This window comes from Streptomyces sp. NPDC046887, from assembly GCF_040644755.1.
In the GTDB taxonomy this organism is placed as follows: Bacteria; Actinomycetota; Actinomycetes; order Streptomycetales; family Streptomycetaceae; genus Streptomyces; species Streptomyces lichenis.
The window spans coordinates 1-16278 of sequence record NZ_JBEYXH010000005.1 but is presented as its reverse complement, the minus strand read 5'-3'; the positions used below and the strand labels follow the sequence as shown (position 1 = coordinate 16278).

Here is a 16278-nt window from a genome sequence, read left to right as displayed (position 1 = left end):
CCTGTCAGTGGGGAGAACGGGGGAGGTCAGACGGTCGAACCGGTCCGGCTGGTGCGGCCGTTCTCGATATGGCCGATGAACCGCTGCGACCAGGCGGGGTCGTTGCTCACCGTGAGGGTGAAGTCGTACCAGCCGGAGGCGTAGGTGAGCTGGCGGAAGTAGTCGCTGGTGCTCTTCCCGGAGCCCACCTGGTATGTCCAGGTGCCGGCCCGGTAGTTGTTGGAGGTGATGGTGAAGGTGACGCCCTGGGTGGGGTGGTCGTTGGCCAGCTGGAACCAGAGGGCGGTCGAGCCCTCGTAATCCGCGAAGTAGCTCTTGGCCCGGGCGTATCGGCCGGTGGCGGTGGAGGTGTCGCCCCGGAAGCGGCGCAGGAAGCGGTTGGGGCCGATGACGGTGAGGTCGTAGCGCCCGTTGCCGTACGTGCCCCCGCCGATGTTGAAGAAGTCGCTGTCGGCGCCGTTCGGGCCGAGGGTGTACTGCCAGGGGCCGCCGCCGCGGTAGGCGTTGGCGTACGCCGCGAGGTGGGCGGCGGCGGTGGCCTCGGCGCCCTTGTTCTCCAGGGCGATCCACACCTTCTGGGTGCCCTTGGGGTCGGTGCCCTCGTAGCGGTCGAGATAGGCGTTGACCTGGTACGGCAGGGCGCAGGCGTCCTTGTTGCCGGACTCCTGGGCCGGGCGGGAGCCGGTGCCGGACGGGGCGGTGGGTGCGGCGGTGGCGTCGCAGGCACCGCCGTCCATCACCGGCTGGCCGGACGGTACGGCGGCGGGCAGCGCCGGCAGCGGCCCGTACACCGGGTTGGCGAAGTCGAACGCGGAGGTCAGGTCGCCGCAGACGGCCCGCCGCCAGGCGCCGATGTTCGGGCAGGCAACGCCGGTCCACCGCTCCAGGAACCGCAGCACCGAGGTGTGGTCGAACACCTGGGAGTTGACCCGGCCGCCCCGGGTCCACGGCGAGGCGATGATCATCGGCACCCGGAAGCCCAGCCCGATGGGCGCTCCCGCCACATACTCGGTGGCGTCCGAGGTGTCGGCCGGGACCGGCGGCGGGACATGGTCGAAGAAGCCGTCGTTCTCGTCGTAGGTCAGGATGAAGACGGTGGAGTCCAGCACCGACTGCTTGCCGGCCAGCGCCTCCAGCACCCGCTTGGTGACCGTCGCGCCCAACCCCGGACTGGCGTTGGGATGCTCGGAGTTGGCATAGTCGGTGACGATCCAGGAGACCTGCGGCAGAGTCCCGTTCGCCACGTCGGCACGGAGTGCGGCGACGATGGCGTTGGCCACGTCCCCGCCGCTGTAGGGCACCCCCGCCACCCCCTGCCGCCACAGCGCCTGGTCGCCCTTGCCGTCCTTCGCCGGATCCGCGGTCATGAACCGGCCGAAGTACTCCAGCGCGTTGTCGCCGTAGTTCTTGTCCGCGTTCTTGTCGTAGACCTGGTAGACCTTCCAGCTGATCCCGGCGGACTGGAGCTGCTCGGCGTAGGTGAGCCAGTTCTGCTCCTTGCGCCGGAAGTCGCCGCCGTTGTAGTTCACTTGGTTGGCGCCCGCCAGGCCCGCGCCGATCGAACCGGACCACAGGTAGTTGCGGTTCGGCCCGGTGCCGGTCAGCGAGGAGCAGTGGTAGGCGTCGCAGATGGTGTAGGCGTCGGCGAGGGCGTGGTTGTACGGGATGTCGGCCCGGGTGTGGTAGCCGAGCGTCATCCCGGTACGGCCCTTGGCGGCGTACCAGTTGTCCATCCTGCCGCCGTTCCAGGCGCTGTGCTGGTCGGTCCAGCTGTGGCCGCCGCCGTCCACCTTGCACTGCGAGCTCTTCCAACCGCCGCTGCCGGCGCTGAGCCGCCAGGGGAAGAGCGAGCCGCTGCTCTTCGGCTGCTGGAAGACGGTACGGCCGGACGGCCCGGAGGCGGTGCCGGGCAGGTCGACCACGGCGTGGTCGCCGAAGCCGCGCACCCCTTTGAGGGTGCCGAAGTAGTGGTCGAAGCTGCGGTTCTCCTGCATCAGGACCACCACGTGCTTCACCGGCGCCAGCCGCGGATCGGGCGCCACCGCGGCTGACCCGGCCACCGGCGCCTGGGAGGTGGGCGAGGCCGTCCCGGTCGAGGGGAGGCCGACCACGGCGGTCGCCGCGACGGCGGTGGCGGAGGCGAGGAAGCTTCTGCGCGCGATGCTGTCGGACACGCGCGGGGTGCTGTCGGACATACGCGGGGTGCTGTCGGACATGAGGGGGGCACCTTCGGATCGGAGGGGGACGACGAGGCGGTGCGGGCCGCGTTCCGGGGGCGACCGGCGGTACATGGGGTATCCACACGGTCGACGTCGGCGGCCGGGGGTGAGGCCGTCACGTCGCACCGCGGTGCGCGGGGACCGGGGTGCCGACAGTCGACACTTCTACGCGGACCGGCAAACCACCGTCAAGGGAATCTGAAGCCAAATGATTGATACGTCCGCGCGACAAGCAGAATCGACCATCACGCAGCGGGCGCCCGGCGCCTCGCCTCAGATGGACCCGCGCTGCACCGGAATCCGGGTGGCGAGCCCCGCCAGCCGCCCGACCAGGTCCCCGAACGGCCCGTCGGCCGGCTCGTCGGCGAGGATGCGCACCAGCAGGCCCGCCATCTCCTCGTCATAGGCCGCGCTCACCGCCGCCAGCGCCGCGAAGTCGTGCACCAGCTGCAACTCCAGCTCCGCGCGCGGCACCCGGCGCCCGTCCAGCCACAGCAGCGCCGTGGACTCCGCCAGCGACACCCAGGACCGTACGCACAACTCCAGCCGCGCCGAAGGGGTCTCGACCTCAAGATGGGCCAGGATCTGCTCGTACGCGGCCTGCCGCACCTCCGCGATCATCGCGTTGGTGGCGGTCGAACCCACCGCCGGACCGCCCCGCATCAGCGCCGCGAACCCCGGCCCGTGGTCCTCCACGAAGTCGAAGAACCGGCGCATCACCCGCCGCAGCCGCACCCCCAGCGGCCCCGTGCGCGGCTCGCTGAACCGCGCCGCCAACTCGTCGGCGGCCCGCCGCAGCGCCGCCTCGTACAGGCTCTGCTTACCGGGGAAGTAGTGGTAGACCAGCGGCCGGGAGATACCCGCGGCGGCGGCGATCTCGTCGATGGAGACCTCGTCCGGCGACCGCTTGCTGAACAGCTCCAGCGCCACCCCGATCAGCTGCCGCCTGCGCTCCTCGACGCCCATCCTGCGCCGCACCCCGCTCGTCATACGACCAGCCTAACCGCAGCCCCCCGGCCTCATCCCCGGGTACCGTCCGTTACGCTCCGGGCACATGAGCGCACTGCCCGAGGACACCCCGGACCCCACCGCGCCCCCCTCTGCCGAGAAGGGCCTGACCCCGCGCCAGGCCCGCCTCCTCCGCATCACCGTCGCCTCTGTCCTCCTCATCACCCTCGCCGTCGTCCTGGTCCTCCGCCTCGCCTCCCGCACCTCCGTCCTGGTCGTCGGCGTCTACGGCCTCGCCATGGTGCTCTGCGGAGTCGTCATCGAACTCAGCCGCAACGGCCGCACGAGGCTGGGCAGTTGGCTGCTGGGGGTGGGCCTGGTGGCGGCCCTGGCAGCGGACTGGCTGCTGCTGCCGTAGGGCGGCGGTGCGACGGCCGCGGCGTCGACGAACCCCGAAGGCGCTTGCCCTCAGGACGCCTACAGGTCCAGCACCAGCCGCTCCCCGGCGCACCGTGAGACGCACAGCAGCATGGAGTCGGCCCGCTCCTCCTCGGTGAGCAGTTCGTCGCGGTGGTCCACCTCGCCCGCCAGCACCGTCTGGCGGCAGGTGCCGCAGAAGCCCTGCTCGCAGGAGTAGGTGAGGTGGGGGAGTTCGGCGCGTACGGCGGACAGCAGGGACTGGTCGGCGGCGACCGGCAGGGTGCGGCCGGAGCGGCGCAGTTCGACGGTGAAGGGGCGGCCGGCCTCGCCCGCCGTCGGGGCGAACCGTTCCAGGCGGGGCGCCACGCCGGGCGGAAGGGCGGATGCGACGGCCGCCATCAGGCCTTCGGGGCCGCAGCAGTAGACGGCCGTGGCGGGGGAGAGGGAGGAGAGGAAGGTCAGATCGGGGAGGCCCGACTCGTCCTCGGGGACTACGGTGACCCGGTCTCCGGGGCCGCTGCCCAGGGCCGTGAGCTCGGTCAGGAACGGCATGGTCGCCCGGGAGCGGCCGCAGTAGAGCAGCCGCCAGTCGGCGCCGGCGGCCTCGGCGGCGCGGACCATGGGGAGGACGGGGGTGATGCCGATGCCGCCGGCCACGAAGACATACGACTCCGACGCCACCAGCGGGAAGCGGTTGCGCGGGCCCCGGAACTCGACCTCGGCGCCCTCGTGGAGCCGATCGTGCACCTCCTGGGAGCCGCCCCGGCCGCCGGGCACCAGCCGGGTGGCGACGGTGTAGGAGCCGGAGTCGGCCGGGTAGCCGCACAGGGAGAACTGGCGGACCAGTCCGGAGGGCAGCACCAGGTCGAGGTGGGCGCCGGGCTGCCACGGCGGAAGCTGCCGGCCCTCCAACCGCAGCTGGACGACACCCTCGGCGGGGGTGGTCCGCTCGGTTATCCGGAGCCGGCGGCGGACGGTGGGGGAGCGGTCGCCGCGCCCGGATATCGGTTCGTCCAGGGCGGGCAGCGGCCACAGCGGGGCGGCCTGGATGCGCCGGCGCAGGGCCCGCTGGGCGAGGACGGCCGCTCCGGCGGCGAGGACCATGGTGGGGAGACGGGGGGTCACCGGGCTCCCTCCGAACCGGAGGCGTTCGCGGCCGGGGAGGAGGCGAGATAGGCGACCGCCTGGGCGGTGCTGCCCTCCTGGGAGGGGTGGTACGAGCGGCTGAGGTAGGTCGGTATGGAGCGCAGCATCGCGGGGGTGGACGGCAGCACGCCCTGCCGCCCGCGCCGGACGAAGTCGCCGACCGTGGCCCGCCGGGAGGAACCGGCGGTCAGTTCGGGGTCGTTGGCCATGAAGAAGCGGGTCCCGCGCTGCCAGAGGAACACCAGCGCGGCGAAGGCGGTGGCCCAGGTCCTGGCCCGCCGCCGGTAGCCGCCGTCCACATGCATGAACAGGTCGAAGGCGACCGACCGGTGCTCGACCTCCTCCGCGCCGTGCCAGCGCAGCAGGTCCAGCATCATCGGGTCGGCGCCCCGCCGGTCCAGGGCCTCTGCGTTCAGCACCCAGTCGCCGAGGAACGCCGTGTAGTGCTCGATCGCCGCTATCAGCGCCACCCGCTCCATCAGCCACCACCGCCGGGCCTTCCCCGGGGGCAGCGTCCGGTCGCCGAGCAGCTTCTCGAACAGCCAGTCCACCTCGGCGGTGTACGGGGTGGGGTCGAGCCCCAGCCGGCGCAGCTGCGGCAGCACATCGTCATGCGCCTGCGCGTGCATCGCCTCCTGGCCGATGAAGCCGATCACGTCCGCGTGCAGCCGCTCGTCCCTGATGTACGGCAGCACCTGCCGGTAGACATGGACGAACCAGCGCTCGCCGGCCGGCAGCAGCAGATGGAGCACATTGATGGTGTGCGTGGTGAACGGATCACCGGGCACCCAGTGCAGCGGGGTGTCCGCCCAGTCGAAGGAGACCTTCCGGGCCTTCAGTTCGACGCGATCCCCATCCTGGACATCGAAGGAACCGCCCGCCGCATGCGTGTTAGACATGGCGTCAATGTACTGAGGGGTAGGGAAACGCACCAGAGGCGTGCACCGGGTTCCCGGCGCACGCCTCCAGGGACGTCACAGCGGGGTCAGCGCAGCGAGACGATGTCCTTGCCGCTCTCCAGCTTCCCGGCCAGCTCCACCGGCTCGGTCGGCTTGGCGGCCAGCTCCAGCGCCATCCGCCGCCCCTCACCCGTACCGGTCGCACCGCCCGACGCGGACACCGTCGCCACCTCCTGGCTGCCCGCCGCCAGCAGGTACCAGGGGGCGTCCGCGCCGCTGCCCGGCACCCGCCACAGCACCCCCGCCAGCACCTGCGGCGCCCGCGCACCGCAGGCCGGGGAGTCGTCGCCCTTGGCGGCCGGCACCCCCGTACCCGTACCCGGCGCCTGGAACTGGGCCAGCACCTTCACCCCGCTGCCCCGCCAGGTCTCCGCCCGGGTGCACAGCCAGGCCGCCCGGCCCACCTCGCCCGGCAGTGTCTGCTCCGCGTACCGCCAGGAGTTCACCGACCGCACCCCCGCCGCCCGCACCGAGGGCAGCAGACAGGCCGTCCGCGCCCACTCCGCCCGGGACCGGGCGTCCGACACGTCCACCGGCGCCGACGGGGGCCCGGAGGTCAGCCGGGCCGGCAGCAGCTCCCCGAGATCGGTCAGCGTCCGCGTCCCACCGCCCTCGCGCACCTCCAGCACATCCCACACCTTGCACTGCGAGGGGGCCACCGGGCTGGGCACCGGATCGGTCACCCCCTGGGCGTCCCGCCGCACCGGCCGGGACTCCCCGACCACCCCGCCCAGCAGATCCCGGGCGCTCACCCCGCTCACCCACGGAGCCGTCAGATAGCGGACGTTGGCGTCGGTACGGCCCACCACCAGGGCGCTCGCCCCCACCGCGTCCGCCCCGTCGGCGCGGGCGAAGTCCAGCGCCACCTCCGGGCCGCCCGCCGGCGCGCCGTCCACCGGCTCCGCGTACCGCACCACCCGCAGCCCGTCGTGGAACAGCACCACCCGCGCCCGGTCCACCTCCCCGGCGAACAGCAGCTGCGGCGGCCCCATCGGCGGACCGGGCGGGGTCCCCGGCGTCGCCGACGCGGCCACCGTGCCACCCGGCCGCGTCCACACCGCCAGCGCCCGCCGCAGCAGCGCGGTGTCCCGGGTCAGCCCGCCGCGCGCCGGCCACACCGAGAAGTCGGTACGCGCCGAGCGCTGCCACACCGAGGGCGCCACCTTCCGCAGGTTCACCGGGTCGAGCGCCGCCTCCACCGCCGCGTTGCGCGCGTACGGCGGCGCCGCCGCCCCGTCCGGACCCCAGCCCTCACCCGGCAGCCCGAGCAGCGTCCCCGCCACCACGGCGGCGGCCAGCGCGGCGAGCGCGGCCCGCCCGTGCTGGCGCCGCCGCATCAGATCGGTCGGCCGGGCCTGGAGCGAGCACGGGTCGAACTCCGGCGAGCGCAGCAGCGCCTGTCCGGCCTCCGCGCCCAGCCGGTCCGCCTCCGCCACCGCCGCCGCCGGATCGGCCACCCCGGCCGCCGACAGCACCCGGTGCGCCTCCGCGTCGCCCAGCCGCTCCAGACCGCGCAGCGCGTACGCCGCCCGGCCCGCCCCGGACAGCGCCGACAGCCGCTGATCCAGGGCCAGTTCCTCCGCCCCGCCCGCGCGCGGGAAGAGCCGCAGCCCCCACACCCGGGGCAGCAGCGGCGGCAGTTGCGACCGCTTCGGCCAGGCCCGCCAGCCCAGCGGCACCCCCGCGTCCAGCGCCTGGCGGACCACCTCCACCCGGATCAGCGCGTACCCGGCGTCCACCGCGCCCCCGGCCGCCTTCCCGCCGCGCCGCTGCCCCGGCATGGCGCCGCTCGCCGGGGTGGTGCGGCGGCGCGGCAGCGAACGCTGCACCAGCGCGTGCGCGGTCAGCACCCGGCGATTGCGCCCGAGCCCCGACGGCAGGACCAGATAGGCCAGGCGGACGAGGTCCGGGTAGTGCTCGACGAGCGCCGCCTCGGCCTGGCCGACGTCGACGGGGGAGGGCGCGGGGGAGGGGGCGGCGATGTCCTGGGTGCTCACTTTCAGCAGAACGAGCGATGGACGGTTCGGTCACCTGGCCCAGCCCCGACCAGCGCCGGGGGCTCAGCTCGGCGGTGACTCGCCCGCGTGGACGGCGGTGACGGGCCGTTCACCCTCGGGCCCGAACTCCGCCCGGACCTCCCAGCGGAGTGGCCCGGGGCCGGGGGCGGTGCCGAGAGGGAAGCGGACGGTGGCCGAGGCGGCCGGTGCCAGCGGGGCCAGGGCCGCGTCCGGGCTACCGGCGGTGGCCGGGACGGCCAGGGTGAGCCGCACCGGGCCGGTGGCCCGCAGCCCGGAGGCGTTCCGGAAGGTGACCGCCAGCGCCCGGTCCTCGGCGCGTACCGCCACCTCGCCCTGGTACGGGGCCCGGGCCAGCGTCTTGTACACCCGCCGCGCGGTCCGGTATGGGTCACCCGTCGGCCGCACCGGATACGGCTCGGTGCCCCGGGTCCACGCCTCCTCGCCCGCGTACCAGTCGAAGGCGCGCGGCGCCCGGCCCGCCGCCAGCGCGTCCGCCAGCTCGTCCAGGTACGCCCGCCAGCGCGGCAGATACACCTCCCCGAGCAGCCCGGACCAGTCCCGGTTGGCGTATCCGGCCAGCTTGCCGCCGTCGGCGGTGGGCCGGTCCGCCCAACTGGTCAGCAGCGCTCGGGCCGTCCGCTCCTGCCCTGCCCGCCGCGCCTCGGCCAGCCACGGCCCCAGCAGAAAGGCCCGGTGGCAGCCCGCCGTCTCCTCGGCCAGCCGCAGCAACCGCAGCCACCACCGCGACAGCTCCCCGAACGCGGCCCGGTCGCCGCGGCCATGGGCCGCCCGCAGCTGCCCGATCAGCAGCCAGGAGCGGTTGGCCAGCACCTGCCGGGTGAGGTCGGTGAGGTCGTAGCGGTACGCGTCCGAGTCCCGCAGCTCCGCGCGTACGGCGAGCAGTGCGCTGAACGCCCTCTCGAAAGGGGGCAGTTCGTAAGCGGGGGAGTGGGTGGCGTAGTGGGTGCCGGAGGCGGCGTCCAGGCTGGGCCGGGCCGCCAGGATCGAGTCATGCGGGCGGCCGTCCCGGCTGGTGATCCGGTACGCGGTCTCCCGCAGCACCGCCATGGTCTCCCGGGCCCGCTCGTCCCGGCCGCCGCCGTAGCGGAATTCCGCGTAGCCGTCGAACCAGGCCGCCCGGTCCACCGGCTCGCGCCGCCAGGCCAGTTCGGAGAACAGCTCGAACGCGGCCGGGTCCCGCTCGCCCGCCTCCGGCAGGAACGCCGTCCCCACCAGCGCCGACCCGGCCCGGTCCCGCCAGGCGGTGAACCGCTCGGTCCAGGCGTGCGTCCGGGCGCCCAGCGTGGTCCGCCCGCCGAAGTTGGGGATGGTGCCGAAGGCGTACGGCGTGCCGCCCCAGTCCCGCTCCCGGTCGGTGACCGCCGCCAGGTCGGAGCGCCCGTCCACCACCAGGGTCCGCCGCCGGTCCAGTACGTCCAGCAGCTCCCGGCGCGGGTTGGCCTGCCAGCCCAGCAGCACCCACACCGCCTCCGGGCGGGCCGCCCGCAGCGCCGCCTCGATCGCCCGCCCGGCCGCCGCCACCGGTACGTCCCCCGCCGCACCGCCCTCATGCAGCGGATCCATCTTGAACAGCCCCGCCTCGCCGAAGAGTTCGGCCTGATGGCGGTAGAAGGAGGCCGCCACCGACCGGAAGGCGAGAGTTCGGGGATCGAGCCAGTCGGGTCGCTTCAACCCGGCCCAGACGCCCTGCGGCACGGTCCGGGCGTCCGTGCCCGGGTTGCGGGCGGCGAAGCCGTCCGGGACCGTGCCGAAGAAGCCCGGCAGCACCGGCGCCATCCCCAGCTCACGCAGCTGCCCGATGATCCGCTGCCCCAACTCCACTCGCTCGGCCAGTAGTTCCGGCTCCACCGGGCCCCCGTAGCCGCTCATGTTCTGCAGCAGCCACCACGGCTGGTGCGAGGGCGCCGGCAGCCAGGCCCGGGCCTCCGCGTCCGCGTAACCGAACTCCCGCAGCATCCGGTGGTACACCGCCTCCTGCCCGACGGTGACCAGCACCTCGTTGAAGCCGTGCAGGGCGAGGACGTCGATCAGCCGCTCCCAGCGCGCCCAGTCGGCGTACGGGGAGGTGTAGCCGTCATGGGTGTCGTTGCCGAAGAACCGGTGCGCCACGGTGGCCTCCCGGTCCAGCGCGGTACGGCTCCGGTCCGGGCCCGGCAGGGTGTCCGGCAGCCGCGTCTGCCCGCCCGCCCAGGAGAGATGGGCCCCGCAGGCGTACTTGAGATACCAGTGGACGCCGGTCAGCACGGCCGCCGGACCGGTCCCGGCCACCTCGATCCGCCCCGGAGCCCCGGTCACCCGGAAGCGGTCGTGCCCGTCAGTCGCCCCCAGGCCCGTCAGCCGGAACTGCTCGGCGTACCGGTCCGGCAGCAGCCGCCGCAGCGCCGCCCGGGCCGCGGCCATCCCGCCGTCCGGCGCTTCGGGGACGGCGGTACGGGGAGCCGCCGAAGCCGCTCCGGCGCCGCTCCCGGCGGCCGGCAGGGACACCGCCCCGGCCGCGCCCAGCACCGTACGCCGGGACAGCGGCGCACCGCTCGACGGCCGTCCTCGGGTGAGGGGTGGTTCCGGCAGCTCGTACACGGCGGCGCTCCTTCCGCTGGCCCCCCTGGGCTGGTCCCTGGCTGTCCGTCAGGTACGTGCGCTGCCGCACGTTACCCGCGGTTGCCCTGTGGGGCGGGGGGACGAGGCGGCACCATGGCCGGATGCGTACCGAACGAACACGTCCGGCCCTGCTGACCGCCGCGCTCGCGGCCCTCGCCCTGCCGATACTCGGCGCCTGCGACGCGGGCGGCGGCGCTCCCGCGGGCGGCGCCCCGGCCTCGCCCAGCCCGGCCACCGGCACCCTGGAGCAGCTCGCCGCCAAGGTGGACTGCGAGCCGAACATCCAGACCGACGCGGAGGAGATCCGCCAGGCCAACTGCACGACCGGAGACGGGAAATACGTGCTGGCCACCTTCGCCACCGACCGCGGCCAGCGGGAGTGGATCAACGAGGCCAACGACTACGGCGGCTCGTATCTGGTGGGCCGCAAGTGGGTCGCGGTCGGCGACGAGAAGGCGGTGGAAGCGCTGCGCGGCCGGCTCGGGGGTGCGGTGGAGACCGCCTCGCCGCACCACCAGGAGAAGCCCGGCGGTGGCAGTGGGGGGAGCGAGGAGCACAAGGGTCACCAGGGGCACGGCACGAGCTGACCGCGCAGGTCTGAGGAGCGTCCCCGACGAAACAGCGGGGCCCGCCCGGTCGGAGCACCGGCCGGGCGGTCCCGCCCGAGGGGTGCCCGGCATCGGTACGCATCGGTACGCAGCCGTACGGGGCCCTGGTGACCGCTCACCAGGGCCCCTCGCGGCGCAACGGGCAGGGTATGACCGGGCCCGGTCAGGCGCAGCGGCGTCCGCTGTTGACGCAGTTCACCAGCTGGCGCATCAGCCGGTCGTCGAAGACGTTGATGAAGTCCCCGTGGTCGGTCACCGGCTTGTGCAACTGCTCCGGGAAGGAGTCCACCGCGAAGACGGTGCCCGGCGGCACGTCGTAGACGATCCGCTGCACCAGCTGCGGGATGGCCCGGAAGCCTTGCGGGCAGCGGCCGTTGGCACCGGCGAAGGCGACATGGGTGCGGTGGTTGGCGCTGTCGGTGTTCTGCCCGTCCCAGCAGCTCTGGAATCTGAAGGTGCGCACCACGTCGCTGCCCTGCGGACAGATCGGGTACTTGTCCTTCAGCTGCCGGTTCTCGAAGCCGGTGCAGCTCCAGGAGGCGTTGGCGTTGGCGGTGCCGTTGGTGAAGGCCTTGGCGTCACCGGTGATGATCCGCAGGAAGCGCGGCATGGCGGTGACCCGGGACACCGGGGAGCCGGTGAAGTTCAGGGTGACCTGGGCGGGGGTGAGGATCTCGCCCACGTTCCGGTCCCGGCCGCCGCCGTCCGCGTCGGCGTCGTTCTCGTTCTGCCCGTTCTGCAGTCGCAGCACCGGCCAGTAGTAGGTGGAGCGGTCGCCCTGGTTGCGGCAGGTGGTGTCGCCGCCCGCCAGGTCGTCGTCGCTGGCGAAGGCGTCGTTCGCCTGGTTGCCGACGTAGTCGTGCATATGGTGGGCGCCGTTGCTCACCCCGGGCGCCACGATGACGTTGTCCGGGTTGAACTTGCCGTTCTCGTTGCGCCCGCAGTCGGTGGTGAACGTCCCCCGGGAGGCGCCGCGCAGCTTGCGGGGCTGGCGGACGTTGGGCCGTACGGACTGGATGTCCACGAAGTCGGAGGCGACCGGCCCGTTCCCGGCCTGGCCCTGTCCCTGACCTTGGCCCTGTCCCTGACCTTGGCCCGGCGGCTGCCCCTGCCCCTGGCCCTGCTCTTGGCCTTGGCCCTGATTCTGCCCCTGACCCTGGTTCTGTCCCTGTCCCTGTCCCTGTCCCTGTCCCTGTCCCTGCCCCTGCCCGTTCTGGTCCTTCACCTGGGTGCTGTCGTCCGAGCGCAGGGTGCAGGAGGCCAGCGCCTCCAGGCCCTGGGGGCGCTGGGCCACCCGGTCGATGGCGATCACGATCCGCCCGATCGCGGCGGTCCGCTTGTCCTTCAGCGGGCGCAGGATCGCGTTGTCCGCATACGACCCGTCCCGCTGGACCTGGTCCTTCTCCTCGGCGAACCGCTGGTAGGCCTGGGTGATCTGGCTGTCCATCGCCGCGAGTTCCTGGTCCACCTCGACCCGGGCCCGGTCCGGCACCGCGCGCAGCCCGTTGGCCACCTCGGGGCAGTCGATGGTCGACAACTGCCGGGCGGCGGTGGTGACCGGGCGCTGCTGCTGCGGCGCCCGGCCCCAGCCCTGGCCCGCGGAGGCGTACACATTGGCCGCGATCACCCCGCCGCCGCCCAGTACCAGGGCAGCCGAGGCGGCGATCGCCCGGTTGGCCAGTTTCGAGCGTTTTCTGTTGCGTCCCATGGAACTCCAATCCTGGGCGGGGGGAACCGCGCCGTTCCATACGGACGGGACGCATGCGGCGTTCAGCACCGCAGGGGACTGGTGCGAACCTGTACCGCGGAGTGCGTACTCCGGGTCGGGTCAGCGGCCCAGGGCCGCCGCCTCCTGCTCGGGGCTCACTCCGACCTTGGGCCGGTCCGGCCGCTGCGGGGCCGTGCCGCCCAGGTCCCGCAGCCACGTCCAGGTGTCGGCGACCGTCTCCTCGACGGGCCGGCAGACCAACCCCGCCGCGAGCGCCCGGCTCACATCGGCGCGGTGCATCGCGTCGTACAGCTCACCGGGCGGCACCCACACCGGCAGCCCGCTCCAGGGCTCGATACCGGCCGCGAGAACGGCCTCCGGGTCGGTCCAGCGCAGCTCCGCGTCCGAGCCGGTGGCCTTGACGCACGCCTCCAGCAGCCCGCCCATGGTGGCGTGCCCGGTCGGGGAGACCAGGTTGTACGGGCCGGTCCGGCCGGCCGCCGCCGCGTCCAGCAGCCATGCGGCCAGGTCCCGTACGTCGATGTACTGCACGGGCAGTTCACGGGGGCCCGGCGCGAGGACCGGCCCACCGCGGGCGATCCGGCCCAGCCACCACGGCAGCCGGCCGATGTTCTCCCATGGCCCGAGGATCAGCCCCGCCCGGGCCAGCAGCACCCGCTCGGCCCCGAACTCCCGCTCCGCCGCCAGCTCGCCGCCCCGCTTGACCTCGGCGTACGGCCCGTCGTCGGTCATATCGGCCGCCGAGTCGGCCACGTCCACCAGCGGCCCGTCCTCCGGGAGCCCGGCGGGCGTGGGCCAGGCGTAGACGCTGCGGCTGGAGACGTACGTGTAGTGGCGCGCCCGCCCGGCGAGCAGCCGTGCGGCGTCCCGTACCGCCACCGGCGCGCCCGACCAGGTGTCCACCACCAGGTCCCAGTCGCCCTCGGCCAGCGCCGCCAGTCCGCCTTCGGCCGTCCGGTCGCCGTGCAGCGACTCCACCCCCGCGGGCGGCTCATGGCGGCCCCGGTGGAACACCGTCACCCGCCAGCCCCGCGCCTTGCCGGCCTCCGCGACCGCCCGTCCCACGAACTCCGTACCACCCAGTATCAGAAGCTTCACCCCGCCGAGCCTGCCATCGCCACCCACGCCCCGAACAGCCCTTTCGCCAGCGGTGGAACCGGCACTCCGGCCCGGCCCCCTCCGTCGGCGGCGGAACGGGTGGCTCCACCACACATCCGGCGGGATGGCAGCATGGGCGCACCATGACGGATACCCGGTCGCCCCTGCGCGCCCTACGAGCCGCGCTGTTCGCGGCGGTATGCGTCACTCTGGCCGCGGTGGGGCATTCGTCCATGTCCGCGCACAATGTCCCGCCGACCTCGCTGCTCCTCGCCTTCGCCGCCACCAGCGCCCTGGCCTGGACCGCGGCCGGCCGGCGGCGGGGCGCGGTCCGCATCGGCGCGGCGCTGGTCGCCGCCCAGGCCGGGCTGCACACCGTGTTCGGCCTGGGGCAGGGCCACGGCCATCTCCCCGCCCACGCGCACGCGGCCCATGCCCACGCCCATGAGGCGATGGCGGTCACCGGCTCCGCCGCCGGCGGCCCGTTCGGCGAACTGGCCGCCGCCCTCCACTCCGGTACGACCCCGGGGATGGCCGCCGCCCATCTGCTGGCCGCCGCGGTCTGCGCGCTTTGGCTCGCCCGGGGCGAAGCCGCCTTCTTCCTTCTCGCCCGGACGCTCGCCGACCTCGCCTTCGCCCCGTTGCGGCCGCGGCCCACCGCCGTGGTGCCGCCGGAGCCCGCGCGGCCGCCGCGGCCCCGGGCCCGTACCCCTCGCCGCCACCGCGGCGTGGCCCTGGCGCACACCCTCTCCCGGCGCGGGCCGCCCGTCCTGCCCGCACCCCGAGCCACGGTCCCCGCCGCCGCGTACCTCTGACGCGTCCGCCCGGGGCCGCTTCCCCCTGCCGACCCGCGTGCCCTGCCGGTGACGACACCCGTACACCGGCCCGCGCCGGGCGCAGACCACGCCGACACCCAGGACGGTCATGTCCATCGACGACGCCCGCATGCCCTCCGGCACGCCCGCCGCCCCCATCCCCGAACCCGCCCCCATCCCCGAATCCGCCACCCAGGGCTCCGGAACCTGGGCGGCCCTGCGCCCCCTCCTCCTCCGGCTGCACTTCTACGCCGGGATCCTGATAGCCCCGCTGCTGCTGGTCGCCGCGCTCAGCGGCATGCTCTACGCCCTCTCCTACCAGGCCGAGAAGGTCGTCTACCGGAATGAGCTGTACGTCCCGGTCGGCGAGAAGACCGTGCCGCTCGGCGAACAGGTCGAGGCCGCCCGCGCCGCCCACCCGGACAACACCGTGACCGCCGTCTGGCCCGCACCGGAGGCGGGCGCCACCACCCGGGTGCTGATGGCCGACCCCGAGCTGGCCGAGGGCGTCCAACTCGCCGTCTTCGTGGACCCGTACACCGCCGAGGTACGCGGTGACCTGCCGAGCTACGGCAGCAGCGGCGCCCTGCCGCTGCGCACCTGGCTCTCCCGCCTCCACGTTGATCTGCACCTGGGCGAGCTGGGCCGCAACTACAGCGAGATGGCGGCCAGTTGGATGTGGGTGGTGGCGCTGGGCGGGTTCGCCCTGTGGATCGGCCGCCGCCGCACCGCGCGCCGCTCCCTCGCCGTACCCGAACGCGGGCTCACCGGCCGCCGCCGCACCCTGTCCTGGCACGGCGCGGTCGGGCTGTGGGCGGTGGCCGGGCTGGTGCTGCTGTCCGCCACCGGACTGACCTGGTCCCGGTACGCGGGCGAGAACATCGACGCGGTCCGCTCCCAGCTCGGCGGGGCCACCCCCGCGGTCTCCACCACCCTGGACGGGGCCGCCCCGGGCGGCGGCGGGCACGAGGGGCACGGCGCCGGCCACCAGCCCGACCCGGCCGCTTCCGCCGGACCCGACATCGGCATCGACCGGGCCGTCGAGGCGGCCCGGTCGGCCGGGGTGGACGGCGGCAGCATCGCGGTCACCCTGCCGGCCGAGGGCCAGGCCTATGTCGTCAAGCAGACCGACACCGCCTTCCCGGTCCAGCTGGACTCGGTGGCCGTCGACCCGGCGGACGGCCGGATCACCGACCAACTCCGCTTCACCGACTTCCCGTTGCTCGCCAAGCTGACCCGCTACGGCATCGACGCCCATATGGGCGTGCTGTTCGGCCTGCCCAACCAGCTCGCCCTGGCCGCCCTGATGGCGGCCCTGGTCCTGCTGATCGTCTGGGGCTACCGGATGTGGTGGCAGCGCGGCCCGGTGAAGGGGCGGAGCTCCGGCCCCGGCCGCCCGGCCCGGCGGGGCGCCTGGCGCCGGGTGCCCGCGCCCCTGCTGCTGCCGCTCGCCGCGGTCGCCGCGCTGACCGGCTGGTTCGTCCCGATGCTGGGTCTGAGCCTGCTGGCCTTCCTGGTGGTGGACGCGGCGGTGGGCGCCGTCACCGCCCGCCGCGACCGGACCGGCCCGGGAGCGGCGGCCCCGGCCCGTACCGACTGACCGGGGCCGACCCCGGGCAGCAGCGATCGGAAGAGCGGCGGGGAGGGAAAGAGTGTTAGGGTTGGGGGGTATATATCGGTGGGGGCCGGGTCAGTAAAA

11 protein-coding genes and 1 pseudogene are annotated in these 16278 nt (G+C 74.3%); 4 read left to right on the top strand and 8 right to left on the bottom strand.

Annotated features, from left to right (window positions below; translation table 11 throughout):
* Window positions 1-26: 26 nt before the first annotated feature.
* Together ABZ945_RS07340 and ABZ945_RS07335 are read right to left on the bottom strand one after the other, a co-directional pair.
* Window positions 27-2216 carry a phosphocholine-specific phospholipase C gene (locus tag ABZ945_RS07340; protein WP_361265344.1) on the bottom strand — a complete coding sequence of 730 codons (2190 nt, stop codon included), beginning with the start codon at window positions 2214-2216 and terminating at the stop codon, window positions 27-29.
* A 276-nt stretch (window positions 2217-2492) separates the two neighbouring features.
* Window positions 2493-3209 (bottom strand): TetR/AcrR family transcriptional regulator, encoded by a 717-nt coding sequence (locus tag ABZ945_RS07335; protein ID WP_361265341.1) that lies wholly within the window; start codon window positions 3207-3209, stop codon window positions 2493-2495.
* A 64-nt stretch (window positions 3210-3273) separates the two neighbouring features.
* On the opposite strand from ABZ945_RS07335, the gene ABZ945_RS07330 reads away from it, so the two are divergent.
* Window positions 3274-3585, top strand: coding sequence for a hypothetical protein (locus tag ABZ945_RS07330; protein ID WP_361265338.1), 312 nt, complete (start codon window positions 3274-3276; stop codon window positions 3583-3585).
* A 59-nt stretch (window positions 3586-3644) separates the two neighbouring features.
* On the opposite strand, the gene ABZ945_RS07325 is transcribed toward ABZ945_RS07330, so the two are convergent.
* The 4 genes and pseudogenes from ABZ945_RS07325 to ABZ945_RS07310 form a co-directional block, all read right to left on the bottom strand.
* Window positions 3645-4691, bottom strand: a complete 1047-nt coding sequence (locus ABZ945_RS07325) for a PDR/VanB family oxidoreductase (protein ID WP_361265974.1) — start codon at window positions 4689-4691, stop codon at window positions 3645-3647.
* A gap of 17 nt (window positions 4692-4708) precedes the next feature.
* On the bottom strand, window positions 4709-5632 hold the full coding sequence (locus ABZ945_RS07320; protein WP_361265335.1) for a metal-dependent hydrolase: 924 nt from the start codon (window positions 5630-5632) through the stop codon (window positions 4709-4711).
* Between the two features lie 86 nt (window positions 5633-5718).
* The gene (locus ABZ945_RS07315) at window positions 5719-7689 is read right to left on the bottom strand and encodes a hypothetical protein (protein ID WP_361265332.1); all 1971 of its coding nucleotides are present in this window, start codon (window positions 7687-7689) and stop codon (window positions 5719-5721) included.
* An 87-nt stretch (window positions 7690-7776) separates the two neighbouring features.
* Window positions 7777-10131 (bottom strand): annotated as a pseudogene (locus ABZ945_RS07310) (alpha-N-acetylglucosaminidase); the annotation flags it as partial.
* Window positions 10132-10430: 299 nt separating this feature from the next.
* Here ABZ945_RS07310 and ABZ945_RS07305 point away from each other — a divergent pair.
* Window positions 10431-10916, top strand: a complete 486-nt coding sequence (locus ABZ945_RS07305) for a hypothetical protein (RefSeq protein WP_361265329.1) — start codon at window positions 10431-10433, stop codon at window positions 10914-10916.
* A gap of 184 nt (window positions 10917-11100) precedes the next feature.
* Here ABZ945_RS07305 and ABZ945_RS07300 read toward each other — a convergent pair whose 3' ends face one another.
* Entirely contained in the window at window positions 11101-12645 is a 1545-nt protein-coding gene (locus ABZ945_RS07300; protein ID WP_361265326.1) for a DUF1996 domain-containing protein, read from the bottom strand.
* 120 nt (window positions 12646-12765) lie between these two features.
* Window positions 12766-13764, bottom strand: a complete 999-nt coding sequence (locus ABZ945_RS07295; RefSeq protein WP_361265323.1) for an NAD-dependent epimerase/dehydratase family protein — start codon at window positions 13762-13764, stop codon at window positions 12766-12768.
* A 143-nt stretch (window positions 13765-13907) separates the two neighbouring features.
* Between ABZ945_RS07295 and ABZ945_RS07290 the strand changes: the two genes are divergently transcribed.
* Window positions 13908-14579 (top strand): hypothetical protein, encoded by a 672-nt coding sequence (locus tag ABZ945_RS07290; protein ID WP_361265320.1) that lies wholly within the window; start codon window positions 13908-13910, stop codon window positions 14577-14579.
* A 109-nt stretch (window positions 14580-14688) separates the two neighbouring features.
* On the top strand, window positions 14689-16179 hold the full coding sequence (locus ABZ945_RS07285; protein WP_361265317.1) for a PepSY domain-containing protein: 1491 nt from the start codon (window positions 14689-14691) through the stop codon (window positions 16177-16179).
* The last annotated feature ends 99 nt before the right edge of the window (window positions 16180-16278 follow it).